Source organism: Bradyrhizobium sp. SOJA106, from assembly GCF_059448745.1.
In genome coordinates, this window is the sequence record NZ_CM182549.1 from 413,595 (window position 1) to 436,591 (window position 22,997).

20 protein-coding genes and 1 tRNA gene are annotated in these 22,997 nt (G+C 59.9%); 6 read left to right on the forward strand and 15 right to left on the reverse strand.

Annotated elements, in window-relative coordinates:
• Positions 1–18: 18 nt before the first annotated feature.
• On the forward strand, positions 19–984 hold the full coding sequence (locus AC5V87_RS01995; RefSeq protein WP_495369826.1) for a Bug family tripartite tricarboxylate transporter substrate binding protein: 966 nt from the start codon (positions 19–21) through the stop codon (positions 982–984).
• Positions 985–1,157: 173 nt separating this feature from the next.
• Here AC5V87_RS01995 and AC5V87_RS02000 read toward each other — a convergent pair whose 3' ends face one another.
• From AC5V87_RS02000 to AC5V87_RS02010, 3 genes are all read right to left on the reverse strand, one after another.
• Positions 1,158–2,792 (reverse strand): alkaline phosphatase family protein, encoded by a 1,635-nt coding sequence (locus AC5V87_RS02000; protein ID WP_495369827.1) that lies wholly within the window; start codon positions 2,790–2,792, stop codon positions 1,158–1,160.
• Between the two features lie 203 nt (positions 2,793–2,995).
• Positions 2,996–4,036 (reverse strand): GTPase ObgE, encoded by a 1,041-nt coding sequence (gene obgE, locus AC5V87_RS02005; protein WP_456841921.1) that lies wholly within the window; start codon positions 4,034–4,036, stop codon positions 2,996–2,998.
• Between the two features lie 85 nt (positions 4,037–4,121).
• A complete protein-coding gene (locus AC5V87_RS02010; protein WP_495369828.1) occupies positions 4,122–4,604 on the reverse strand; it encodes a MaoC family dehydratase in 483 nt (160 codons plus the stop codon).
• A gap of 122 nt (positions 4,605–4,726) precedes the next feature.
• Between AC5V87_RS02010 and AC5V87_RS02015 the strand changes: the two genes are divergently transcribed.
• A complete protein-coding gene (locus AC5V87_RS02015) occupies positions 4,727–5,641 on the forward strand; it encodes a DMT family transporter (RefSeq protein ID WP_495369829.1) in 915 nt (304 codons plus the stop codon).
• A 272-nt stretch (positions 5,642–5,913) separates the two neighbouring features.
• Here the strand turns inward: AC5V87_RS02015 and AC5V87_RS02020 are convergent, their stop codons facing one another.
• From AC5V87_RS02020 to rplU, 3 genes are all read right to left on the reverse strand, one after another.
• A complete protein-coding gene (locus AC5V87_RS02020; protein WP_456841924.1) occupies positions 5,914–6,507 on the reverse strand; it encodes a GNAT family N-acetyltransferase in 594 nt (197 codons plus the stop codon).
• 151 nt (positions 6,508–6,658) lie between these two features.
• Positions 6,659–6,928, reverse strand: coding sequence for a 50S ribosomal protein L27 (rpmA, locus tag AC5V87_RS02025; protein ID WP_456841925.1), 270 nt, complete (start codon positions 6,926–6,928; stop codon positions 6,659–6,661).
• 102 nt (positions 6,929–7,030) lie between these two features.
• Positions 7,031–7,405, reverse strand: coding sequence for a 50S ribosomal protein L21 (rplU, locus tag AC5V87_RS02030; protein ID WP_235541884.1), 375 nt, complete (start codon positions 7,403–7,405; stop codon positions 7,031–7,033).
• Between the two features lie 327 nt (positions 7,406–7,732).
• Here rplU and AC5V87_RS02035 point away from each other — a divergent pair, with 327 nt between their 5' ends.
• Complete coding sequence (locus AC5V87_RS02035; RefSeq protein ID WP_456841926.1) at positions 7,733–8,860, forward strand: ROK family protein; 1,128 nt, start codon at positions 7,733–7,735, stop codon at positions 8,858–8,860.
• 185 nt (positions 8,861–9,045) lie between these two features.
• Here AC5V87_RS02035 and AC5V87_RS02040 read toward each other — a convergent pair whose 3' ends face one another.
• Positions 9,046–9,909 (reverse strand): alpha/beta fold hydrolase, encoded by an 864-nt coding sequence (locus AC5V87_RS02040; RefSeq protein WP_495369830.1) that lies wholly within the window; start codon positions 9,907–9,909, stop codon positions 9,046–9,048.
• Between the two features lie 135 nt (positions 9,910–10,044).
• Between AC5V87_RS02040 and AC5V87_RS02045 the strand changes: the two genes are divergently transcribed.
• Positions 10,045–10,134: transfer RNA gene (locus AC5V87_RS02045), tRNA-Ser, on the forward strand.
• A gap of 367 nt (positions 10,135–10,501) precedes the next feature.
• Positions 10,502–12,106: a site-specific integrase gene (locus AC5V87_RS02050; protein ID WP_495369831.1), complete on the forward strand. Its 1,605-nt coding sequence runs from the start codon at positions 10,502–10,504 to the stop codon at positions 12,104–12,106.
• A gap of 263 nt (positions 12,107–12,369) precedes the next feature.
• On the opposite strand, the gene AC5V87_RS02055 is transcribed toward AC5V87_RS02050, so the two are convergent.
• Positions 12,370–13,503, reverse strand: coding sequence for a helix-turn-helix domain-containing protein (locus AC5V87_RS02055; protein WP_495369832.1), 1,134 nt, complete (start codon positions 13,501–13,503; stop codon positions 12,370–12,372).
• Positions 13,504–13,565: 62 nt separating this feature from the next.
• Positions 13,566–14,543 carry a hypothetical protein gene (locus AC5V87_RS02060; RefSeq protein ID WP_495369833.1) on the reverse strand — a complete coding sequence of 326 codons (978 nt, stop codon included), beginning with the start codon at positions 14,541–14,543 and terminating at the stop codon, positions 13,566–13,568.
• A gap of 381 nt (positions 14,544–14,924) precedes the next feature.
• Here AC5V87_RS02060 and AC5V87_RS02065 point away from each other — a divergent pair, with 381 nt between their 5' ends.
• Positions 14,925–16,055 carry a hypothetical protein gene (locus AC5V87_RS02065; protein WP_495369834.1) on the forward strand — a complete coding sequence of 377 codons (1,131 nt, stop codon included), beginning with the start codon at positions 14,925–14,927 and terminating at the stop codon, positions 16,053–16,055.
• 44 nt (positions 16,056–16,099) lie between these two features.
• On the opposite strand, the gene AC5V87_RS02070 is transcribed toward AC5V87_RS02065, so the two are convergent.
• The 6 genes from AC5V87_RS02070 to AC5V87_RS02095 all read right to left on the reverse strand — a co-directional run bounded on the left by AC5V87_RS02070 (position 16,100) and on the right by AC5V87_RS02095 (position 22,880).
• Entirely contained in the window at positions 16,100–16,327 is a 228-nt protein-coding gene (locus AC5V87_RS02070) for an SEC-C metal-binding domain-containing protein (protein WP_495369835.1), read from the reverse strand.
• Between the two features lie 21 nt (positions 16,328–16,348).
• On the reverse strand, positions 16,349–17,572 hold the full coding sequence (locus tag AC5V87_RS02075; RefSeq protein ID WP_495369836.1) for a hypothetical protein: 1,224 nt from the start codon (positions 17,570–17,572) through the stop codon (positions 16,349–16,351).
• Positions 17,573–17,774: 202 nt separating this feature from the next.
• The gene (locus tag AC5V87_RS02080) at positions 17,775–19,649 is read right to left on the reverse strand and encodes an ATP-binding protein (RefSeq protein WP_495369837.1); all 1,875 of its coding nucleotides are present in this window, start codon (positions 19,647–19,649) and stop codon (positions 17,775–17,777) included.
• On the reverse strand, positions 19,646–20,149 hold the full coding sequence (locus tag AC5V87_RS02085; RefSeq protein WP_148742421.1) for an ABC-three component system middle component 2: 504 nt from the start codon (positions 20,147–20,149) through the stop codon (positions 19,646–19,648). Before AC5V87_RS02085 ends, AC5V87_RS02080 begins: the two co-directional genes overlap by 4 nt.
• The gene (locus tag AC5V87_RS02090; RefSeq protein ID WP_495369838.1) at positions 20,137–21,210 is read right to left on the reverse strand and encodes an ABC-three component system protein; all 1,074 of its coding nucleotides are present in this window, start codon (positions 21,208–21,210) and stop codon (positions 20,137–20,139) included. Before AC5V87_RS02090 ends, AC5V87_RS02085 begins: the two co-directional genes overlap by 13 nt.
• A gap of 680 nt (positions 21,211–21,890) precedes the next feature.
• A complete protein-coding gene (locus AC5V87_RS02095; protein ID WP_495369839.1) occupies positions 21,891–22,880 on the reverse strand; it encodes a hypothetical protein in 990 nt (329 codons plus the stop codon).
• Between the last annotated feature and the right edge of the window lie 117 nt (positions 22,881–22,997).

Below are 22,997 nucleotides of genomic sequence, written 5' to 3' on the forward strand. Positions count from 1 at the left end.
GGGCTGGAGGGGATGCGAATGGATCGCCGCAAGTTCATGGCCGGATGTCTCGGTCTGCCGCTGCTGGCGCAGGCGGGTGGGGCGCGGGCGCAGGCCGGGCTGAGCAAGATCATCTTTCCGTTCGCGGCGGGAGCCGGCGGCGACACGCTGTGCCGGCTGATCGCGCAGGAGATGGCACCGGTGCTGCAACGGACCATCGTGGTCGAGAACCGTACCGGCGGCGACGGCCTGATCGGCATCAAGGCGGTGAAAGGCGCGAGCCCCGACGGCAGCATGGTGCTGGTGACGACGGGGCCGACCATGTACCTGCTGCCGATGGTGGAGACAACGCCGAGCTTCGACACGGCGAAAGACTTCATGCCCGTGTCGCTGCTGGCGCGGTTCGAATTCGCGCTGGTGGTCAGTCCGGCGATAGACGTCGCCGATTTCAAGGGATTTGTCGCCTGGCTGAAGGCACATCCGGACAAGACGTCGTTCGGCGTGCCGAGCAACGGCACCATTCCGCATTTCATGGGCTCCAAGCTCGAGAAGGATCTCCGCATTCCGCTCACGCGCGTGCCCTATCGCGGCAGCGCCCCGATCCTCAACGACCTCGTCGGCGGCCACATCTCGTTCGGCATCGTCACGCTGGCCGATGCGCTGCCGCAACATCGCGCCAAGGGCGTCAAGATCATCGCGGTCGCGAGCGCCGAGCGTTCGCCGTTCGCGCCTGACGTTCCGACGCTGAGGGAGAGCGGCATCGATCTCGTCGCGGACGCCTGGTACGGCATGTGGCTCCCAGCCGGCAGCCCGCCGGACTTTGCCAGCAGGCTCGGTGCAGCGGCGAGCGCGGCACTCGCCAAGCCCGAGGTGAAGGAGAAGCTCACCGCAATCGGCTTGATCCCGGTCGGCAGTAGCGCGGATGGGCTTTCGAAAGAGCTCGCCGCGAACGCGGCGTTCTGGCAGCCGATCGTGAAGGCGACGGGCTACAAGATCGAGAATTAGGCTCCGCTCGCGCCCTACACTCCGCCGTATGGCCGGGCTTGACCCAGCCATCCACGCGTCACCGCGACTGACGCAAGACGTGGATGCCCGGGTCATAGGCGAGCGGAGGCGACGCCGTCCTTTGGACGGCTATGCCCGGGCATGACGAGCTGAGAGAGCTGCGCCCTGTTCGGTCACATCTTCGCGCGCTGTTCGATGCCGTTCTTGATCGCCGCAAGCTCCGCTTCATCCCAGATGCCGATCAAGACGCCGCCCTTTACTTGGAGCTGGTTATCCGCATAGGCCGCGATCTTCTCGCGCGGCGTGGTGATGTGGTCGTTCGGATGCAGCGCCCAGTCGAACAGCTCGGCCTGGAGCCGGGCGATGATCGCAGCACATTCGGGATCGTCACCGCGGTCGACATATTCCTGCGGATCGGTTTCGAGATCGTACAGCATCGGGCGGAAGCCGGAGGCGTGGATGTATTTCCAGCGGCCGTCGAAGACCATGAACAGGCGGCAGCGCTCGATCGGCTGGTTCAGCTTCAGCCGCACGTCCTGCATGGCATAATCGTATTCGGAGAACGCCACTTTGCGCCAATCGCCCGGGGTCGGGCCGCGCAGCAGCGGCAGCAGCGAGCGCCCTTCGAGGATGTGGCCCGGCACCTTGCCGCCGAAATAGTCGACGAAGGTCGGCGCAAGGTCGATGCCTTCCACCAGCGCGTCGCTGCTGGTGCCGCGCGTGGCGTCGGCCTCTTTCGACGGATCGATGATGATGAGTGGAATCTTTGCCGATTGCTCGTGGAACAGATCCTTCTCGCCCATCCAGTGATCGCCGAGATAGTCGCCATGATCGGAGGTGAACACGATCATGGTGGTGTCCAAGAGGCCGCGCGCTCCCAAAAACTTCATCAGCACGCCCATCTGGTCGTCGATCTGGGTGATAAGGCCCATATAGGTCGGGATCACCTTCTCCCGCGCCTCGTCGCGCGCCATGTTGCGGGAGTAGCGCATGTCCATATAGGCGCCGAACACCGGATGCGGGTTCTGCCGCTCGCGCTCGGAGCGGATCACCGGGATCATGTCATCGGTCGAATACATGCTGGCGTAAGGCTCGGGCGCGATATAAGGCCAGTGCGGCTTGATGTAGGACAGGTGTAGGCACCACGGCCGGCCGTCGGTTTCGGCCTCCCTGATGAAATCCATCGCGCGCCGCGTCATGTAGGGCGTCTCTGAATGCTCGTCCGGCACGCGCGCGGCCTTGTCGGCGTGGACCAGCAGCCAGCCGTTCTGCAAGGAACCGTCTTCCGCGGCGCCGGAATTGGCCCAGTGCTCCCAGGGATTGGTCGCCTCGAATCCTTGGCTGCGCAGATAGTCATCGTATTTCGGGCGCGGCCGTCCGGTCGGATGCAGGCCGTCGTCGCGCTCATAGGGCTCGAAGCCGCATTCGGCGACGTGCACGCCGATGACAGATTCCGGCGGGATGCCGAGTGCCTTCATGCCTTCGATATCTGGCGCCATGTGGGTCTTGCCGACCAGCACGTTGCGCACGCCGATCTTCCCGAGGTGATCGCCGAGCGTGGGCTCGCCGACACGCAGCGGCCAACCGTTCCAGTGCGAGCCGTGCGAGCGCATGTAGCGTCCGGTGTAGAACGACATCCGCGACGGCCCGCAGATCGGCGACTGCACATAGGCCTTCGAGAATAGCACGCCGCGCTTCGCCATGGCGTCGATGTTCGGCGTCTTCAGCGTGGGATGGCCGGTGCAGCCGAGATAATCGTAGCGAAGCTGGTCGCACATGATCCAGAGAACGTTCTTCGCGCGCGCCATGCCGGCATCCCTGAAGTTTCTTGATTGTTTGATGCTGCGCTATCGCGCCAGCGAAGACAAGCCACTGATGCCCAGGCCCGCAGTCCCCCTGCGAACGCAGGGACCTATAACCACAGCTAGCGGTTTGGCAAAGATTCGCCGGGCGGTACTACAATCGTTCCAATCGAGAGATCACGCGGTATGGGTCGCCGCGTGGAGAGAGATCAGGCCGACCACGGCTCCGCTTCGGCCGCGCTCTTGGCCTTGGCTGACACTGGGCTTTCGCCGATCACATCGGCCAATGCGCGCAAGACTTCCTTGACGCCGTCGCCGGTAACGCCCGAGAGCAGCAGCGGCGTCTTCTTGGCGGCGCGCTTCAGGCGTTCCTTCTGCTTCTTGAGATCGTCCGGCGCGACCGCGTCGATCTTGTTCAGCGCGACGATCTCGATCTTGTCGGTGAGCTGCCCGCCATAGGCATCGAGCTCCTTGCGCACGGTCTTGTAGGCCTTGCCGGCATGCTCGCAGGTTGCGTCGATCAGATGCAGCAGCACGCGGCAACGCTCGACATGGCCGAGAAAGCGATCGCCGAGGCCGGTGCCCTCATGCGCGCCTTCGATCAGGCCGGGAATGTCGGCGAGCACGAATTCGCGGCCGTCGGCGTTCACAACACCGAGCTGCGGATGCAGCGTGGTGAAAGGATAGTCGGCGATCTTCGGCCGCGCTGCGCTGACCTTGGACAGGAAGGTCGACTTGCCGGCATTGGGCATGCCGACGAGGCCGGCGTCCGCGATCAGCTTCAGCCGCAGCCAGATCCAGCGCTCTTCGCCGGGTTGGCCGGGATTGGCGTTGCGCGGCGCGCGGTTGGTCGACGATTTGAAATGCGCGTTGCCGAAGCCGCCATTGCCGCCCTCCGCCAGCACGAATTTCTCGCCGACCTTGGTGAAGTCGTGGATCAGCGTCTCGCGATCCTCGTCGAAGATCTGCGTGCCCACGGGGACCTTGAGCACGATGTTCTTGCCGTTGGCGCCGTGGCGGTCGGAGCCCATGCCGTTCTCGCCCTTCTGGGCCTTGAAGTGCTGCTGGTAGCGGTAGTCGATCAGCGTGTTGAGGCCGTCGGCGACCTCGATGATCACATTGCCGCCGCGGCCGCCATTGCCGCCGGAGGGCCCGCCGAACTCGATGAACTTCTCGCGGCGGAACGCCACGCAGCCGTTCCCGCCGTCACCGGAGCGGATATAGACCTTTGCTTCATCGAGGAATTTCATGGGCCATAGGTAGGCCAGCCAGGCTGGCGCGGCAACCCGGATTGATCCGTAAACCGGTCGAAAATCCGCGAATTGCGCCCCTTGCTTAACCGGGCGGCCGACGGCGGATCAGGAATTTCTGCGTGCCCTCGAGCACCAATTCCTTGCGCTGGTTGAACACGGTGCTCTTCAGCGTGACCGTGCCGGTCGTGCGGCCCGGCACCAGCTCGGTGACCTCCAGCGCCGGATAGATCGTATCGTCGGCGTAGACGGGCTTGAGGAACCGGCTCGACTGCTCGAGGAAGCCGACCAGGGACTCTTCCACCATGAACGGAAACAGCCCGGCGCCGGGCGCGGTGTGAATCAGGGTCTGGAAGCCGTGCGCCAGCAGATGCGGCATGCCGCGGCTGCGGCAATATTCCACATCATAATGCACCGGATGGGTGTCGCCGCTCGCGGTCTGGAATGCCGCGAATACCGCCGAGGTCTGAGTGCGGCTCGGCAGCACGAAGCGCTCGCCGACGACGAAATCTTCAAACCAGCGTTGCTGGGAAATCATGCGATGCTCGGTCGGATCGAAGTCGGTCATGCGCTGCACCATCGGGACGAATTCAGAGAGCGATCCGTATCGCGTGCCGCGCAGTGCGACAATGCGTTCAATTCGTCAGAGGCGGGCTTGTCCCGCGCGCCCACCTGATTAAAACGGCGCCGATGCCCTTCTTCAAGAATCTCTCCGCCTATGACGAGCGTTCGGCACGGCTGGCCGGCATCGCCCTCATGGTGCTGTCGATCTTCATGTTCTCGTTCGGCGACGCCATGGGCAAGTTCCTGGTCGGGACGTATTCGGTGGGGCAGCTTCTGCTCCTGCGCGCCTGCGCGGCGCTGCTGCTGCTGGCGCCGCTGATCTGGAAGCAGCGTTACCAGTTCCTGAATCTGGAGCGGCCGCGATTGCAGCTCTTCCGCGTCATCCTGTCGACGCTGGAAGTGGCCGCCTTTTTCCTCGCGACAGTCTATCTGCCGCTCGCCGACGTCATCACCTATTATCTCGCCGGTCCCATCTTCGTCACCGCGATGTCGGCGATCTTTTTGGGCGAGAAGGTCGGCTGGCGGCGCTGGACCGCGATCCTGATCGGCTTCTGCGGCGTCTTGATCGCGCTGCGGCCATCGGCGCAGACGGTGAGCCTGCCGGCGCTGATCGCGCTCGGCGGCAGCTTATCCTTTGCAACCTTGATGCTGATCACGCGCAGCCTGCGCAAGACGCCCGACATCGTGATGGCGTCCTCGCAATTCATCGGCACGTTCTCGCTCGGCGCCGTGCTGTCGGCATTCCACTGGGTGCCGCCGACGCCCGGAAGCCTCGTCTTCTTCGCGCTGGCTGGGCTGATCTCGGTCACGGCGCTGTTCTGCGTCAACCGCTCGCTCAAGCTCGCGCCGGCGAGCGTTGTGGTGCCGTATCAATATTCGATGATCGTCTGGGCCGTGATCTTCGGCTTTTTCGTGTTCGGGGATGTGCCACAGGTCGCCACCATCGTCGGCGCTGCGATCATCATCGGTGCCGGTTTCTACATCTATCTGCGCGAGCGCGATCTGGGGCGCGAGGGCGCTGAGATGAATCCGCCGGCGTAAGAGCGGACGAATCATTCCGCTGTCGTCCGGACAACGCGCCCAAAGCATGATCCGGAAAGTGCGCAGCGGTTTTCCGAAAAGATCATGCTCGAACAACAACCTAAAGCGCGATGACGATTCATCCTAATCTCATCGCGCTTCAAAGCGCGCGCCGATCCGGAAGTGGTTTGGCGAAGAACTCTGAGTGGGCGTCTCGTGTCACACTCCTCTGTGTGGCTACGGGTCCCGGCCTTCGCCGGGACGACACTTTTTGTGTGGCAGCGCCTCGCGCCCTATCTCATCCGTCGCGCGCTGCTCCAGCTCTTCAGCGACGACCACACGCCGCGCGAGAGGCGGAAGCAGTCGACCGGCGTCGATGAGCCGAGCGCCAGGAAACGGTGCAGCTGCACGCCGCTCCACTGGAACCCGCACTTCTCCAGCACCTTGCGCGAGGCCGGGTTGGTGACGCGCGCGCCGGCATAGAGGTGGTCGTCCTCGAACTCCTCGAAGAAGAAGTCGATCGCGCCGCGCGCGGCCTCGGTGGCAAAGCCCTGGCCCCAATGCTCGACGCCGAGCCAGTAGCCGAGCTCGGCATTGTCGGGCGTCGAGCAGTCGATGCCGACCATGCCGACGGGCGTGGTGTCGTATTCGATCAGGAACACGGTCTCGCTGCCGAGCGCGGACGTGGCCCGGATGAACTCGACGGCGTCGTCCTGCGAATAGGGATGGGGGAGCCGGCGGGTATTCTCCGCGATGCGGCGATCGTTGGCGAGCTGGGCGATGCTTCTGACGTCGGCGAGTGTCGGCCGCCGCAAGGTCAGCCGCTCGGTGGCGACGACATCAGGTCTCGCCTCCCGCAAGGTCACGCTCGAGAAATCCTGTAACATGTCCGGCTCCGTGAAAGTCACTAAGTCAAAGCGAGCAAGTCAAAGAAAAGGGGAGGCCGGTTTCCCGCCTCCCCTTGGAGCCTTCGATCTTTTGATCTCAAGGACTCCGCCGGTTTGGTAGGACCCGGCGGACTCCGAATTGATCCACCGTCTATTCAGCCGCCTCTGTGATCGGGAGCACCGATACGAAGGTGCGGCCGTTGGCTTTGGCCTGGAACGCAACACGACCTTCGACCTTGGCGAACAAGGTATGGTCCGTGCCCATGCCGACATTAAGGCCCGGGTGCCAGGTGGTGCCGCGCTGACGCGCAATGATGTTGCCGGGAGTGACGATCTCCCCGCCGAACGCCTTGATGCCGAGGCGCTTACCCTTCGAATCGCGTCCGTTGCGCGATGAACCGCCTGCCTTTTTGTGAGCCATGGCTCGTCTCCGAAATCCTGCGTAGTTCTAGGTCAATTCCTTGACGGAATCATTTCAAAACGTCGCACGCATCAATTCGTGAATTGGCGTGATCGGCTTCCGTTACTCGGCGGCTTCCTTTGCCACCTTCTCCTTCTTCGGCCGCGGGCCCTTGGTGGGCTTGGCGTTGTCCGTCAGGATCTCGCTGACGCGCAGCACCGTGATCTCGTCGCGGTAGCCGCGCTTGCGGCGCGAGTTCTTGCGGCGGCGCTTCTTGAACGCGATGACCTTCGGCCCGCGCTTGTGGTCGAGCACCTCGACCGCAACGGACGCGCCTGCGACCGTCGGAACACCCAGCACCGGCGTGTCGCCGCCGAGCACCAGAACTTCATTCAACTGCACGATCGAGCCGACTTCGCCTTCGATCTTGCCTACTTCGAGAACATCATCCGGCACGACGCGGTATTGCTTGCCGCCGGTTTTGATGACTGCGAACATCGTTTTTGTCTCCGTGTTCAATCCCGGCCTCGGGACACATCGTCCGGGCCGGCTTTTTGTCAGTCGCTATGGATTTATCTGCGTTTTGTGCGGGTGGGAGTTATCCCTTTGAAAACCCACGCAAAAACAAGCGGCGCGAGAAACGCCCCGCGCCGGGTGTGGGACTTATAGCGGCCAACAGCCGCAAGTCAAGGAAAACCGCCCAAAAGGGCCGGGATTTGAAGCATTTGGCCTCATTCAGCACCGCCAGCCGAACGCGCGGCCGGTTTGCAACCAAATGGGTTCCCGCGCCGTTGTCCCGCCAAATCAGCGTGGGCAAGGGCTTCCATGGCAACGGACGAATTGGTCAACACAACGGGCATCGCCCAACACGGGGCGAGCCGCCTGCCGTCGGTCGACGTCGACAGCTTCAATATCGAGATCAAGGACGATGACGGCTTTCTCGGCGACCGCGCCAGCAAGGGGGCGTTCCGCGAGATCCTCGAAGAATGGCGCAAACCGCTGCGCAAGAGCGGCGACGATCCGTTCGGTGACGAGCCCTCCGAAAACATCAGCAAGAAGGCCCTCGACGCCGTTCTGAGCGGCGACGACACGGAGGCTGCGGCCGTCGTGCACAGCGCGATCGAGGACTTCGCGCAGGAGCTCGCTTACGTGACGCGGCGATTCCTCAAGACCAAGGCCTGGGACAAGACCGAATGCATCGTGGTTGGCGGCGGTTTTCGCGCCAGCCGGCTCGGCGAGATCGCCATTGCCCGGGCCGAGATCATCCTCAAGTCGGAAGGCTTCAAGGTAGATCTGGTGCCGATCCGCTTCGATCCCGACGATGCCGGCTTGATCGGGGCCTTGCACCTCGCGCCGTCCTGGATTTTCGAAGCCTATGACAGCATCCTCGCGGTCGATATCGGCGGCACCAATATCCGCTGTGGGATCGTCGAGACGCGCTGGAAGAAGGCGCCGGACCTGTCTAAGGCGGCGGTCTTCAAATCCGATCTGTGGCGCCACGCCGACGACGAGCCGAGCCGCGAGGCCGCGGTGAAGCGGCTGGTCAAGATGCTCGAAGGCCTGATTGAGGACGCCGAAGCCGAGGGCTTCAAGCTCGCCCCCTTCATCGGCATCGCCTGTCCGGGCGTGATCAATGCGGACGGCTCGATCGAGAAGGGCGCGCAGAACCTGCCGGGCAATTGGGAGAGCAGCAAGTTCAACCTGCCGGCGAGCCTCGTCGAGGCTATCCCCGTCATCGGCGGGCACGACACCGCGATCCTCATGCACAATGACGGCGTGGTTCAGGGCCTCTCGGAGGTGCCGTTCATGCAGCACGTCGCGCGCTGGGGCGTCCTCACCATCGGCACCGGACTTGGCAACGCCCGCTTCACCAACCGCCGCAAGGAGGGCAACGGCAAGGACCGGGATTCTCCGGAGAACGGGAAGAAAAAGGGTAAGAACGACAAGGAGTAACCTTGACTGGTTAGGTTAAGGACCGCTTTGCGTTGCCGCGCACCGGCTGCACGCTACGGTCGAATCGTCGCCTCACCCTGGCCGGCGAAGCCGCCCTTCCTGGCCAGCATTTCAATGAGCGGCACCGGGACCGCCAGTGTTTACCGCGTCTGGCGGTCCCACCCGTTTTGGCCTCTCGATGAGGCTCAACTCCAGCCGATGCGCTGAAAGAACGCCGCGATCTCCTCAGCCGCGCGATCGGGGTCTTCCCGGTGCGGGAAGTGTCCGACGCCGGGAAACATCGCCAGATCGAGCGCGGCAAACGTCTCGCCCAGCCGGTCGGTCCAGGCATAGGGAAACAGCGGATCGTGCTCGGCCCAGCGCACGCAGGTCGGCACAACGATCGGCGGGAGCGGCCGAGCCTCGCCCTTCATCATCGCGAGGCGCCCGGCATGCGAGGCGCGATAATGCGCAAAGCCGCCGGCGAGGTTACCGTCCTTGAAGTAGTTGTCGCCGAACGTGTCGAGGACATCGTCGAAGGCATCTTTCCGGTGCGCCCAGCCTTTGAGGAAGTGGCTGATATAGAGCCGGCAGCTCTCGCGGCTCGCACCGATGAGCGCAGGCGCCATCTCCATCTGGTGGAAGGACTGGTACCAGATGTGGTTCAGCCTATCAGGGGCCGCCATGCGCGGTCCGATGCCGGGATAGACGAAATCGAAGAAGAACAGCCCTGCCAGCCGTTCCGCCGCCCGGCGGGCCAGCGGCTGCATCACGGCGCCGCCGACATCATGGCCGACGACGCCGAATCGGTTCATGCCGAGCGCCTCCATCAGCGCCAGCATGTCCGCCGCATGGCCGTCCGGACCGTACGCCCCGTCCGGCTTGGCGCTGTCGCCGAAGCCGCGCAGATCGGGCGCGATCAGCATGAAGCGGTCCGCCAGGCGGGCCATCACCGGCTCCCAGGTCAGCCAGAATTCCGGCCAACCATGCAGCAAAAGCAGCGGCTTTCCTTGTCCAGCGCGGATCAGGTGGAAATTGGCCCCATTGGCCTTGACCGTGAGATGCTCCATCGCGGTTCCCTCGATGTGAAAAGACGGAGGTGTATGAGGCAGCGGATTTTCGCCTTTCGCGCCTTGTCTGGCCCGCCATCCTCGCCTATTACACGCCCCGACCACAGGGGTTCCTGCCCCTCACCGGCACCTTCAGGAGAGGTGGCAGAGTGGTTGAATGCACCGCACTCGAAATGCGGCATAGGTGCAAGCCTATCGGGGGTTCGAATCCCTCCCTCTCCGCCACGTCACTCGCACCCGACCGCCACTTTGGAACGCCGAAAACCTCGAAAAACAACGCTTCCGGCCTGCCCCAGGTGCGCCAGTGTCGAAGCGTGTATCCACCAATGTAGTCCACGAAGTAGTCCACCAGAAAAGGGCGTCCAAGGGCGCGCGATGGCCGAGAGGGCCGGGCCGGGCGCCAACCTATCTGGTGCGCCGGCTTTCCACGTATTTCTTCCAGATTCGGCCCCCCTCAAACCTTGCAGCCAGACTGCCGTCATGCGCTCCTATTCGGGTGCGTCTCGGGGTGCTTCCGCATCGTGAGGCGCAGCGGCGGGCGTCTTGGCTGGGCGCGCTGGCGCAGACCGGTTTCAGCCAGTGGAGAGGCGGGGTGAGTACTGACATCGGGGGACAGATGCCGTGCAGCGACGTCGGGTTTCCGAAGGGCAACAGCCCTGAGGAATTCCTTGCGAACATGCTCGCCTTCCTCGAGGCGGCCGCGGCTAAAATTGCCAATCCGCCTCCGTGGCCGGATTTCTCGCCGGACGCGCTTCGCGACATCGCCTCGATCCAAGAGGCGGTGCTGATCGAAAAAGAGGTCAGCAAGGGTGCAGCGGGGAATCCAACGGTCGTGGCCCGAGCCGACCTGTTGCGCCAAGACGTCTGGAATCGTTGGCGGGCTGGCGCGGGAATCGCCCCTGGCGGCGAGCCGCTCTCAAACGTGCTCGGCAAGCTCACTGAAGTTGCCGACCGGCAACTTGCCATTCTGGAGCAGACCTCGGCGACGTCGACCAGCCGCAGGCCGCGTGACTTCAGGCCGGTCAAGCCCGAGCCGGCGCCAGCGGTCGCTGCGCCTAACATCGAAACCTCGACTGCGCCAAAGTTCAGCGAATTGGAAGACGAGTATTTCGAGCTCCGAAAGGCCGGAGGAGCCTCTGACAGTGCCATCAGCACGGGTCGGATGCGTGCGGCAACCTTCAAAGCTCTTGTCGGAGATCGGCCGATCGATTGCTATTTGCCGATTGACCTGCAGAACTTCGTCAACGAGCTTCAGTACGTCCCGGTCGAGCTTTCGCGTGAAGGCGAAAATACCGAAGAGCTGCGACAGATGGGCATCCATGCAGCGATCGAAAAGAATAAGGTCGAAAGCTGCTACGAGCCCCTCGCGCTGAAAACGATTCAGGACGGATATGTTCAGACGGTGCGTGCTATTATCAACGGCGCCGTTGGCTTGCACCGACTTCGCAATCCGTTCGAAGGCTATCGGGTACGGTGGCCGGACAACGCCAAACCTTCAGTCAAGCGCGAAGCACTCGACTACGAAAAAGTCGACAAAGTCTTCCGCCTGGGGGTGGACAGCGGCTATCTCGACGACGCGATGCTGGGGCCCCTGTGTCTCCTCTCGTCGCGCCGAATCGGAATTCTTCCGTTCATCCGGGGCAGCGATATTGACCGCAAGCACGGCGTCGACATCGTTCGTGTCAACGGCATCGTTTATGACAAAGAGAAAGGGATGTACAAACGGGTTGGCTTCAAGACAGAAGCCAGTCTACGCTTCTTCGTGCTGCATGACTTTTTCCGCCGCATCGGTTTCGTCGAGTGGGCAGCCGCACAGGGCGATAATTTCATCTTCCGCTTGCTCGCAACCATGACCGATCCGGGTGACGTCGCTTCGAAGCGCGTAAATCGTCTCCTCAAGAAGGCTGGCGCGATCGGTATGAACATCGAAGTGGCCCACTCCTTGAGGCACGGCGCAAAAGAAATGTTCATCGAGGAGGATCTCGATGACGAGGCCACCAGGTTGCAAATGGGCCACGAGGCGAATGACGTTCACAGCCATTACGGCCAGCAATCTGCGCTGCGCCGGAAACAATGCCAAGAGCTGGCAAATTTCGAGCTGCCGAATGAAATCAATTGGTCGATGTTCGAGGGCTTGGATTTTGACGCCATGGCGCGTCAACCGCGCAAGATCGGACGGCCGAAGCGGAGAGGTTGATGAGGTCAGGAGTCGAAGCTGGCCCCCGTAACCAATTTTCTATTGTTGCCGATCGCGGCGTCCCCGCTTGCAACCGGCGCTCGCGGACTAACGCGAAAGCTGTGAGCTCGACAGCGGGATTAGGCGGGTTTGATGTCCGCTGAACCCGCAATAGCGGCGCAGAAACGGACATCGCGTGACGTCAAGGGCAGAAGCAATCTGTCGATGCCGTCGTTTGCGCAGGAATGGACATCCTATTCAGAAGATCCGCCTTTCGCATGGCATCAATTCCGCTCCCGGTCGGTATATTCGCCGTGCTGGATTGCGACCGCTGAGTGCCATGCTCTGAAAGCTCGAAAGCATAATATCGCGGTGGCAATCGGAAAAAGTACTTGCAACCACGCCTGCAAGAAGACCGGCCAAAAGAGCCACGGACCCTGAGCTTGAATTTGTGGGTCTAGTCCCATGCAGTATTCTGGCTGAACCTCTTTGATGGTGATCAGGTACTTCCATCGCGGGAACGTCGGACACTCTCCGGGTGGCGCCAGCAGCAGAAAGAACTGGAGTGCGAGAAATGCCGATGTGAGAGCTGGCAGTGAAAAGAGGATTCGGGCCAGATGCAGGTCGGCCCGCCGCCAACGACCCGTCGCCCGATGCCCGCGAAACGAAACCCAGGCGGAAGCGAGAAATAAAAGCACTGGGCCAAATTCAAGAATGTATCCGGCATTTATTGGCAGCGCGCTTGGTGTCCTCACGGATACACATCCGACGAGTGCCAGGGCATCGACTATCGCTAAGTAGCGCAAGGTCGTGTCCGACAAGACAGGAGTCTCGGACGTGAAATCTAAGTTCTGCCCCTCTATATCGTCGGCGGCGCTCGCAGTGGCCCAAGGTGGCCTGGCTTCAACAGAGGCCGTTGGAACGTTAGCTACCAGCACATGTCTGAGGGGCGCCAGAGGTTTCGTTGCCAAATTGATTGAAGAGTCATCTCGACTCTCCGACATCTCCTCGTGCACAGGTGTGTAGGCGTTATCTACGCCCGCAGCCCGCTCAGACGCAATCATTGGGGGATGTTCCGAATCGGTTGAAGGTTGATTCGCGTCACTGGTTGCAAGAACGGCCGTCTGCTGTTGCGACTCCGCTGCATTCCCTTCGCTCTCGGTGGAGTTGAGGACATCCAACTGCGAGGGCGAAGGTTCATTCGGGGCTCTCAGCCGGTCTACCGTGGTATTCAGCGCGGCACCCACAGCTCTCACAGTATCGCGTTCAACGGGTTCGCCTCTTTCCATCCGCTCAATTGACGATAAGCTAATACCCGCCTCCGCTGCGAGCTGCTTCTGAGTCCACTTCCTCCCCTTGCGCAGGCTTCGCATTGTGATCCGATTGACGGCCACAAGATCCGTTTCTTTCCCACTCATGTGGCGATTCCTTCGTCAAGCACAGGTAAAACGTTTGCGTTCATCCCGTCGAGAGTCATCGTTCAGATCACTGGCCGATGCAAATAGGTGCTATCCTCGTCCCGTTGACTGAAATAAGCTAGGACAAGGTCCTTCAGCCGCATTGATCGCTCGTCGAGGAAATCCGCCAAGCGATACAGACCCTGGGTGGTGCGCATAAGATCGCGCGTTGGATCGAACTGCGTAGAAATCAGAACGTCCCAGCGCTCGACATACTTGCGATTGGCTTTGTCGCCATGCCAGTGGTGGGTGATGAGCCCCGGCACATATCCGACATTCCGCCGCAAATGTAGCTCAGCCATAGCCCCCCAGTTTTCCACTTGGTTCCGATAACCAGCGGAGATGCTTTTTGGAATCGAGAGCCCGGCCCTTCCAACAAGCGCCATCGCCATATGATGGTCGGACGATCCGAGAATGCCCTGATCAAACAGCGGCCCCGGCAGCTTGTCCAACGCAGTCAGCCGTGCCGCCCACGCGTAGCCCGGGTGCCAAAAGGGCCCCTGAGCATAACGGCCCTTCGCCGTCGTGGGCGGTTGCATGCCATTCTGATGGTATTGATACATGAAACCAGTGTCGCTGCGGATATTTTGTCCCTGCGGTCCCAGGTCGACGGCATGGCTGAACATCTGCACGACAAGATAATGCTGCAATTGTTCTACGGTCTCGCGGATGATATCGCGTCGCTGGAACATTACATCTCCGTCGACCCACGCGACATATTTTGCGCTCGGCCTCACTCGCCGAAGGTGGGCGATGCCAAGATTTATGGCATTTTCCTTTAACCAGAGCACGTTATCTGTTCTGAGCTGCAGGTGGAGTGCATTGTTCGGGGTCGTCACCTCGAACGGCCTCTCCCCGAACGCGACTTCGACAATCAGAACATTGGCCCCGACATCATGCATGTGCGCGATAAAATCGCGAAACAACCTATAACGAGTTTGATAACGCATCGGATTCATGTAGACCACGATCACGTAGAAATCGTCGGCTATCTGGTACATGTCCTCAATCTCCATACCTCGACCCCAAGAGGGGCTCGCTTCGATGGGCGATATCAACGACGACCGCGCCCGTTGTGTCTACGGAGCGATCCTTCATATGAAGGGTGATTGATCTGAAGGTTTTTTTCCTTCAGAACCCTTCAGAACCCTTCATCGAGAAGCTGTCGACGGTCACGCGGTGCGATGGCGCGTCGGGTGATGGTCGATGCGAGCCCATGCGGAAGTTGCCGCCGCACAACGTCACCGGGCCCCGACGAAGCTGATAAAGACGGTGCGGGCGTGGATGATTTTAGCCATCTAGAAAGCGCTGCTGAAACGCTATCGTGCGCTGCGCGCGAGCATGCGTCGTAGAACGATGCCGCTCGGCGATCACACGCAAACTTGGCTGCTGGAGGCAACCTTAAGGGCCCCCTCAAGCTCATCGAGGTCCTGCATACCGGCATCGCCCAAGATGACGTCAACGGCCTCAGATCGATCAGCGGCAGCCCACTCGCCCTCCTCGGCAGTCGGAAGGCCCCTTGCCTTCAGCGAGCGCACGGCTGCTTCGATGAGAAGATCGCTGCTGATGTCGTTTGGTTTCTCCGTTTCGAACACACCGTATCACTCACATATGGGGCAAGGATGAGCGAAAGCAGTAAGCCGGAAGACGAAAACACAAGCGCACAACCGTCGATCCCGGCGAGCTTGGTGCTGAGTGGCGAACACCGTGAGACGCTGCAAAAAATGCAGTCGGAATGGGTTAGGGTGGTTAAACAGTTTAGCGAAGGATACAGGGCCTTTGCTGATGCGCTATTGCCTAGGGCGTTCGAACTGCGCGAGCAGACGAACGCCTTCTCTCGCCACATCGCGCCGCTTCTCGCACAGCTGAAGGAGGTGGCGGAAAAGGCTCCTCCCGCTTACAGGAAGGCGCTTTTACTCCTCGGAGAGAACGGCTGGTACATGGACTTGGAGATGAGCCTTGCCGCCCCCTTGGATCTCGGCAGGGCGCTCAAGAGGGGAGAGATTGAGCATGCAGAGCATGCACTTGTAACGTACTTCGAGGCTCGAGTGGATCAGATCGAGCGATTCTTGGTAGAAGCGCATCCGAGGCGAGCGAAGGTGCTTACCTCTGCATTCGCAGCACACAAAGCGGGTCAGTTTGACCTCTCGATCCCGGTACTCCTTGCCCAGACTGACGGAATTTGCAGAGATGAAGCAGGCCAATATCTGTTCATGGGGCCCAGGACCAGGGAGAGGGACAAGCGGTACAAAGGCAAGCCTGGTATAGTGGCCTATGCCGATGAAGTGGTCAGCGACACATTCCTGAGTGTGGTGTTGAGCCCGCTTGGCGAGAAGCTTCCCATCAATGCCTCCGAGTCAGAACGCGCAGATGGTTGGATCGCACTAAACCGGCACATGGTTTTGCACGGTGAATCAGTCGACTACGGCACGAAAATCAATAGCCTGAAAGCGATTTCACTTATCAACTACGTGGCTTCTAGCCTGAAACTCATCAAGCGCGGTGCGACTTGAGTTTCGGTTTTCCAGCCTCAGCGGCGCTGTCCATAGTTGCGTTTCTATCGCTCTAGGCAGCATCTCTTGTACTTCAGCCCGCTACCGCAGGGGCATCGGTCATTGCGGCCAATCTTGCCTGACATTGCTGGTTTGCTGGGGCGCGGAGGCGGTACGAACTGGTTCACCCGATCATTATGCTGGCGCAAGTTTGGAGTGCCGAAAAAATTCCAATGCTTGTTGTGTTCCTCGTAGTAGCTCCTCATCTCTTCGGTCCAGGTCTCACAGGGCATGAGGATGAAATCCTCCGCGTTCTAGCCGCCAGAAAACTTTGGCGCGTCGATGCCGATGCCGATCACCTTTACGAGGTTGGGGAATTTGTTCTTGGCCGCTCCACATGCGATCTCAAGCAGGCCCGTCCGCTTCTCGCGGTAGTCTGGCTCAGCGCGGTACGCATCAGGGGCGCGCAGTTGTAGTAAGACGTAAGCGACATTTGGCTGGTATGACGGCAGCAACGTGACCTGCCGGGCGAACTGGCCGGTGTCAGGGAAGCGCTGAGCTGCGTTTAGCATCTTTTCAGCAAGGCCGCGGCGCATGAAGCGCGGCTCCTTCACCATCTCATAGATGGCGCTCTCGCCGCGAAAAATGTTGGAGTTCCCGCCGAGCGTCCCGTCCAGGCTGTTCTGGCACGTGCGCTGAATCAGCTCGTCCCAGAAGTAAGAGACGCGATCCACCCTCTTCGTGTTCTTGTAGAGATCAGTCTGAATGAAGTCGTACCATTCGCCTTCGCCGATCATGATGCCGTTGACGGACTCATTTTCATTCTTCGGCCCGATAACATGGCGTTTGTTGACCTCGTCGTAGTTCAGGAGGTAGTGGCCGAGGAGGTCTTCCTCTCCGCAATAGGTCAGATGGTCGAAAGCTGAAGCGGCCCGCACCTTTTCGTCGAGATACGTCGAAAGGTCACTGACCGTATCAAGCTCTCCCAGCACGATAGGCATGTTGTGGCTGTCCAGGATGTGGACCGGGTTGAGCCTGTCGATTTCGATATGGAATGGCTGGGTTGGGCCGCCATTGGTTTCAGTGTAGGCGATGGCGAGACTGCCGTAGACGTTGTCTGGTGACGCGCGTTCGCATGCCTCTTTGGCCCCATGCGCAACAATGATCTTGTGAATGACCGCCTTTCCCGCATTTATGTGGAGTGGAAAGGGTGCCGTCCTCTTGGCATCTATAAAGATCGGCCTACCGCTGCGGATGTACCGCTCCGCGCCGTGTGCAGTTTTCACCTGGCGGTCGATAACGTTGCGCTTCCATCGGTCCCATACGATCTTCGGGTCCTTGTCGGGCCCTTCCGGTAGTTCGTTCTCGCGGTCGAAGAAGATGAAGACGTGGTTATCGAAGACGGCAAGCAGGTCACATAACTCGTGCCCGTCGTCCTTGAAGGGGTTAGGATAGCTCCAAAGCTTGAGGAAGGACCTCTCGCAGAAATCAGCAAGCATCCGTTCCGTTTCCGTTACGCCAGCCGATTTTCCGTTCACGGGCTACCTTCTCATTCCTGTGATTCGCAGGCCGCTGGGGCACTCGGACCTTACTAGCTGTGAATGCTCATGAAAATTGCCCCCTCACTAACGCTGACTAATAATGAAAGGCCTCCCAGTTGGGGCGATACGGTGCAGCGTAAGCTGTGCTACAACGGCTCGGCACAAAGGCACACGGTCACCATGTGCATGTACGATGATGTCAGGTCGACGCCGCCGCTTTGGCGATCGGAAATAGGCCGGCACGGCCTTCCTCGTCGGGATTGCCGGTAAATTTTTGTGCGTTGGGCAGTATCCGCACGTTGTCTGGCGGATCAGTGTTCTCGATGATGATGACCTGGCGGTCGACGCCGATCTTTTTCAGGTACTCGTAAAACTGTGCCTTAAGGTCGGTGTGGCGCATATCATCATCTTCGCCGTCAGGTTCTTTGTATGACAGCAGCGGGGAATCCAACAAAGCAAAGCCAGTGTGGGGTGTCTCTTGCTCCATGCAGTATTGCAGGAGCCCGATCGTGAATGCGGACTGCGTGATCGCCCTGAGGCCTTTGCCAAACGAAGTCCGGTTCTTGCCCCCTATGACGAGGTCACGGGCCTTTTGGTCAAAGTGGACCCGGTCGGCGTTGGGGAAGTGCCAAGTTTTGAGGATATCCTGAACAATCGTCGCAAACTTGTCGAGGCTGCTGGCCGGCAGGCCGGCATCAGGCGTGTTCCCGCCGGACTCCTCAGCTTCTTCCAGTTCCAACTTGGTACGACGATCTTCCAGATCTTTCAGGCTCTGAAACAAGCCCAGCGCTTCTCGCACTTCCGCGCGCTTATCGGCCAACTCAGCGTAGCTCGTACGCGCGGCCCTTAGCTTCGGTGCCAAATCTTCCTGGATTTGCGTATTGACCGCAAATACGTCCGCTTCGAGCTTCGGAATGCGGCTCTGCAGGCTTCGCGCCTCCGTCGTCAGATGGCGTACCGTTTGTGCGAGGTCTTGCTGCAAGGCCGCGATTTTGCTGAGTTCAGCCTCTGCTGCCATCACCACTTGTTCGACGTTGCCTTCGCAGTCCTCAGAACGATGCTGATGTTTGGGGTGAGCGCCGCAAAGCGGACAGACGCCGTCAGACAACGCTGAGAACAGCGTGCCGCCTTCGCGAATGCCTTCCAACCGCTCAACATCGGATTGGTAGTGTTTGCCGAGCAAATCAAAGCGGTCGAGTAGCACGCTAACCTCTGCAAGGCGTTCGTTAGCTTGTTCCAGCTTTTGGCGTGCATCCCGACGACGCGAGGCCGCGTCTTTGTACAGGCTTTCGTGTGCCGCCAGGACCTCCATGCGGCTGCGCAAGGTCTCTTCCAGCCTCTCATCCTGCTCTTCAAGTTGCTTCGGTGGCCCTGACAGCTGCCTGATCTTGTTTTGGTTCTCGGCAATCAGTTGGCCCAAGAGCTCGATTTGACCTGCTCTGGAATGCTCTTGAGGTGAGCTTCGCACTGCGACGAGAGCGGAGTCGTCAGCGCCGGTCAAAAGTAGCTTAAACGTCGCGGTATTCGGCGTGTCCGCTACAAGGTTGCCATCAGACAGGGGCGAACGCTTCTGAATGATTTCCTCTTCGTCCACGATCGCGAGGCGCGCGAGATTTCTGAAGCTGAGACTATTCGTTTCGTTGTGCTTGTTGCGCTTCACGCGCCTATTGAGAAGGCCGATCTTGCCCAGGAGAAACCGCGACAGGTTATCGTCCTTGCGCTCGTCGTGCTGTTCACGGAGCTCAGTCACGCCCTCTTTGGGAAATGTCGTTTCGTGTAAGCCGTCGGCTTTCAGAAAACCACCGCCGCCCGTGCTTCGCTGCAGGGTGAAGAATTCGCCCGAGCTTGTCTGCATACCGAGGAGAATACGGTCGTAACCCTCTCGCTCCGGGAAATCCCGCAGCGGGCCTTTGCCACCGAGCATGTAGTCAATGGTGTCGAGGATAAATGACTTGCCGGTGTCGGAGGCGCCGTAAAGTACGTTGAACCCAGGCTTAAAGTGAATGGTGGCCGCCGGCTTGTCGGGACCGAGAAAGCTCACGTGTTGGATCTGCAGGCGGGCATATTGGGTCATGCGACGCCGATGCTCCGCTCGAATTCCTGAAATTCAATGATCCAGTCCTCGAAGTAGCGGCGTATGATCGCGTTGAACTCAGCATCAGTGTAACCGCTGAAATGCCCGATCAACCAATGTGCCCGGTCTTTAACCTTCAGAAGGTAAGGCGACCGCAGAGCATCGAGAAACGCCGCCGCGTTTTCACCGGCCACGTACATCAAGCCGGCTTCCCGGGCTTCCTGTTCAACGAGGTCGCGCGACATCATCAGCACTAGCCCTTGGTGGACGATACGCCGTCTCACCTCGGCGTCAGGCGAGCGCAATGGTGTCGGCGGATGCAAGCTTTCCGGCCCACCCTCGATGGTTTTGGTTCTGACGAGCAGATAGTCGAGCGCCGTCAGGCGCTGCAGATCGAACGCCTTCGGGTATGCGGCGCCGAGGAGGGCCACGGCGCGGATGCCGGCTTCTAGCGGGCCATTGAACGTGACCTGCCGCCGAGAGGGCTCTATCGCGTCCATTTCAGTTTGTCATCGTTAGCGAGTTGATGGCAAATGCCGTGTCGATCCTGCGTTTGCGCGATCGGTGCAATGGGATTTGCCGCAATGGACATCTCCTGCGCCGCTTTTGTGACCGCGACAACGCGTTTGTAGCCGTCCGGATGATCGCCATCGTTGGTATCGACCACACCCGCGTAGATTTCGTCCTGGAGCCGTTCAAACGTCCCAGGCTCGACCTTGTCGCGAACAAATACCCTGAGCGCTTCCGCCTGATAGAATGCCTCGCGCTGCCGCGAAAAATGTTCCCGCAGGGCCGGCTTGCCGAGGTCAGCGATCGATGCAACGGGATTCTTGAGGTGATCCCCATATGCGAGATAAAGCTGCTCAACATATTTGGTTTCATGTGCGGCAATGGCCGCTGGCGGGCTCGAGGTCACGGGGCGTGCCGGAAGACCGCCGCCAAATCGTGTCGCGTGATAGGGTGATGCCCTGTGCTCATCGATTAGCGCCAGGGGTTGCTTGCCCTTGAAGATCGTAAAGTCGAAGGCATTCACGTAGTCGAGGAAAGCACCCTGCAAGGGGATTTCCTGGGCGTTCGTGATTTCGGTGCGACAGTGCTTATCCCAGTTGGCGATCAGCTCCTGCCTGAGCTTGTCGGGATTCATCAGCCGGCTATTCAGCTTGGTGCCGATCCCGCGCGGTGCAATGAAAGTGTGGCTGCGGGGGGTGGAATACTCACCGCTGAATGAGAACCACAGCACCTTGCCAAGTTCGACGTAGATATCGGAGGGCCGCAGCGGATCGTCGTAGTGCTTGCACTGATAACCGTCCCAAACGCCCGTGAAATTTTGACCGGGGTCGAAAACGGCGATATCGACGCCTTTGTCACCCGCGCCGGTGAACCTCACGACCGTTTTGCCTTGGAAGAAATAGTGCGCCCATTCATTGGTGAAGGCCTCCCACTCCTCGGCGGAATACAGCCGTATCCGCGCGATCGCCGCAATAGGCGGCCCATTGGTCACCTGATGTGCGGCCACAACCGTGGTTGCGGTCGGAAGAACGATCGGCGCGAAACCCTGCATGGAGATTACTGTCGCCCGACAGCACGCGTACTGGTTCGCCGGGAACGGCTGACGAAGGTGCTCGTTGGCAAGGTTGAATCGTCCTCTTGTTGCAAGCTGGAGTATGACGTAGCCGTCCTAGACTGCAATATCAATCGGTCTTCCTGTTTTATTTAATGTCATCAAAGCCTTATCGACAGCGGAGTGATGTTTCGATTGCCCTCACGCTTGCGTTTTGCTCGGCGGTTCGGCCCGACTGGCCGCGATGGCCGGGCCGATAATGAACGGGAGAACCTCACGACACCCGTGTCCGCCGATTGATCCGCTGCCGGCGCACTGTCGGCATTCTGACGTGTTCCGCACGTCGGGCCCGGCTTATGCTTCGGGTTAGTACGGGAACTCTTTTGGCGAACAATGTCTTTGCAGCTTCGAGGAGGCGCGGCCGGTTGCGCTCGCTATCCGCCCTCGGTTTACGAGCTCGAAAAGTTGTTTTGCCGCGCAACGGTTGTCACAAGCATGAGATGAAAGGGCGTCCAATAGGGAGCATGCGCTCCGCCCAAACAACTGCGAAGGCTCTCATTGAGCGGCCGACAAACTTGGGAAAGCCTCCGCTTTTAGGACAGCCCCATGCCTGCTGATAGACGAAGCTTTAGGAGGCCCTTCCCTAATCCAGAAGCTCAGTAACCCACGTCGCTGCCAATTTATAGAAGGTCGGGCAGTAGCGGGAGCGTCCGTCCGGCTGTGAGCACGCTGTTTGGGACAATCTCTGGCTCCTGTTCGACCACAGCTCGGAGCTCAGGCCCGCCAATAATCAGTTCTACTAAATCACGCAAACCAGAGTTGATTGTATTTGCATACTCCAAATCGGCTACGGGTGTTCCTTCAGGGAAACAAAGCGCTCTCGCATTCCGAACAAGCTGTCGCGTAACCGCAATTTCCCCATTGCGCGCAAGCCGGCCGACCGCTGCCACCATTGCGAGGGCTGGCGAAAAAATCCTAAGGGCCGCCACGCACCAACTCGGATCATAATCTCCGTAGTAGGCGTTGAGTACAATTCTAGAGAACCACGAATCTTCTCTAAGAGATGTGGGCAGGAATTCGATCCTCTCGGCGGCAGCATGTCCATAGGTGGCAGTCAAGCTGTCGCGTGCTCTGACTGCGGCGCTTGAGATAACTTCGCTTCTAAATTCCGCGCTATAAACTTCTACAAACTGGTCGACGTTGGATATGGCGGCGGTTGTCCACTTCGTGACTTGGTCCTCACCGTATTTCCGCACCAGGTTATTTAGTTGTTTCTCATCGAACCAATTTTGTTGGATGGCCCAAGCCTCCCACTGTTCTGATCGCACGGGAAGGCCGGCAGCTCCGACATTCGCCGCGGCAAGCAGATGAGAGGAGATCAATGTCTGCCGATCTCGAGCTCTGCGGATGCTGTTCGCAGCCAACTCCACACTAGAAAGTCTTGGGCGCCAGACGGCGAAGCCATCCTGAAGCACATCTTCCCACTCAGTTTTGTAACGCTCGATCCCGTCCGGATCGTCACGGTCAAACACCCCGCAAGTATCGAACTCGCGCACATCGATGTTTTTGGGCAGCCGAGATCCCTCCAGCAGCAGCAAATGAGGCCTGCTGCATTCCAGAGCCTCGAATGCGCCGAGTTGAGCGGCAAAGGATGACCTTTTAATTGGCATATGATCTAGATCCTTGCTGCATGCTCTTGCGTTCCAAGAGAGAGCCGAGCACCGCATCAAACAAACGTTCGATATTGCGTAGGCGGTCGACGTTGAGAATTACTAGACGTTGCAAAG

Coding starts and splice junctions, on each gene's coding strand:
- AC5V87_RS01995 (WP_495369826.1), top strand. CDS start 19: ATGGATCGCCGCAAGTTCATGGCCGGATGTCTCGGTCTGCCGCTGCTG.
- AC5V87_RS02000 (WP_495369827.1), bottom strand. CDS start 2,792: ATGGCGCGCGCGAAGAACGTTCTCTGGATCATGTGCGACCAGCTTCGC.
- obgE (WP_456841921.1), bottom strand. CDS start 4,036: ATGAAATTCCTCGATGAAGCAAAGGTCTATATCCGCTCCGGTGACGGC.
- AC5V87_RS02010 (WP_495369828.1), bottom strand. CDS start 4,604: ATGACCGACTTCGATCCGACCGAGCATCGCATGATTTCCCAGCAACGC.
- AC5V87_RS02015 (WP_495369829.1), top strand. CDS start 4,727: ATGCCCTTCTTCAAGAATCTCTCCGCCTATGACGAGCGTTCGGCACGG.
- AC5V87_RS02020 (WP_456841924.1), bottom strand. CDS start 6,507: ATGTTACAGGATTTCTCGAGCGTGACCTTGCGGGAGGCGAGACCTGAT.
- rpmA (WP_456841925.1), bottom strand. CDS start 6,928: ATGGCTCACAAAAAGGCAGGCGGTTCATCGCGCAACGGACGCGATTCG.
- rplU (WP_235541884.1), bottom strand. CDS start 7,405: ATGTTCGCAGTCATCAAAACCGGCGGCAAGCAATACCGCGTCGTGCCG.
- AC5V87_RS02035 (WP_456841926.1), top strand. CDS start 7,733: ATGGCAACGGACGAATTGGTCAACACAACGGGCATCGCCCAACACGGG.
- AC5V87_RS02040 (WP_495369830.1), bottom strand. CDS start 9,909: ATGGAGCATCTCACGGTCAAGGCCAATGGGGCCAATTTCCACCTGATC.
- AC5V87_RS02055 (WP_495369832.1), bottom strand. CDS start 13,503: ATGAGTGGGAAAGAAACGGATCTTGTGGCCGTCAATCGGATCACAATG.
- AC5V87_RS02060 (WP_495369833.1), bottom strand. CDS start 14,543: ATGTACCAGATAGCCGACGATTTCTACGTGATCGTGGTCTACATGAAT.
- AC5V87_RS02070 (WP_495369835.1), bottom strand. CDS start 16,327: ATGCCCTGTGAGACCTGGACCGAAGAGATGAGGAGCTACTACGAGGAA.
- AC5V87_RS02080 (WP_495369837.1), bottom strand. CDS start 19,649: ATGACCCAATATGCCCGCCTGCAGATCCAACACGTGAGCTTTCTCGGT.
- AC5V87_RS02085 (WP_148742421.1), bottom strand. CDS start 20,149: ATGGACGCGATAGAGCCCTCTCGGCGGCAGGTCACGTTCAATGGCCCG.
- AC5V87_RS02090 (WP_495369838.1), bottom strand. CDS start 21,210: ATGCAGGGTTTCGCGCCGATCGTTCTTCCGACCGCAACCACGGTTGTG.
- AC5V87_RS02095 (WP_495369839.1), bottom strand. CDS start 22,880: ATGCCAATTAAAAGGTCATCCTTTGCCGCTCAACTCGGCGCATTCGAG.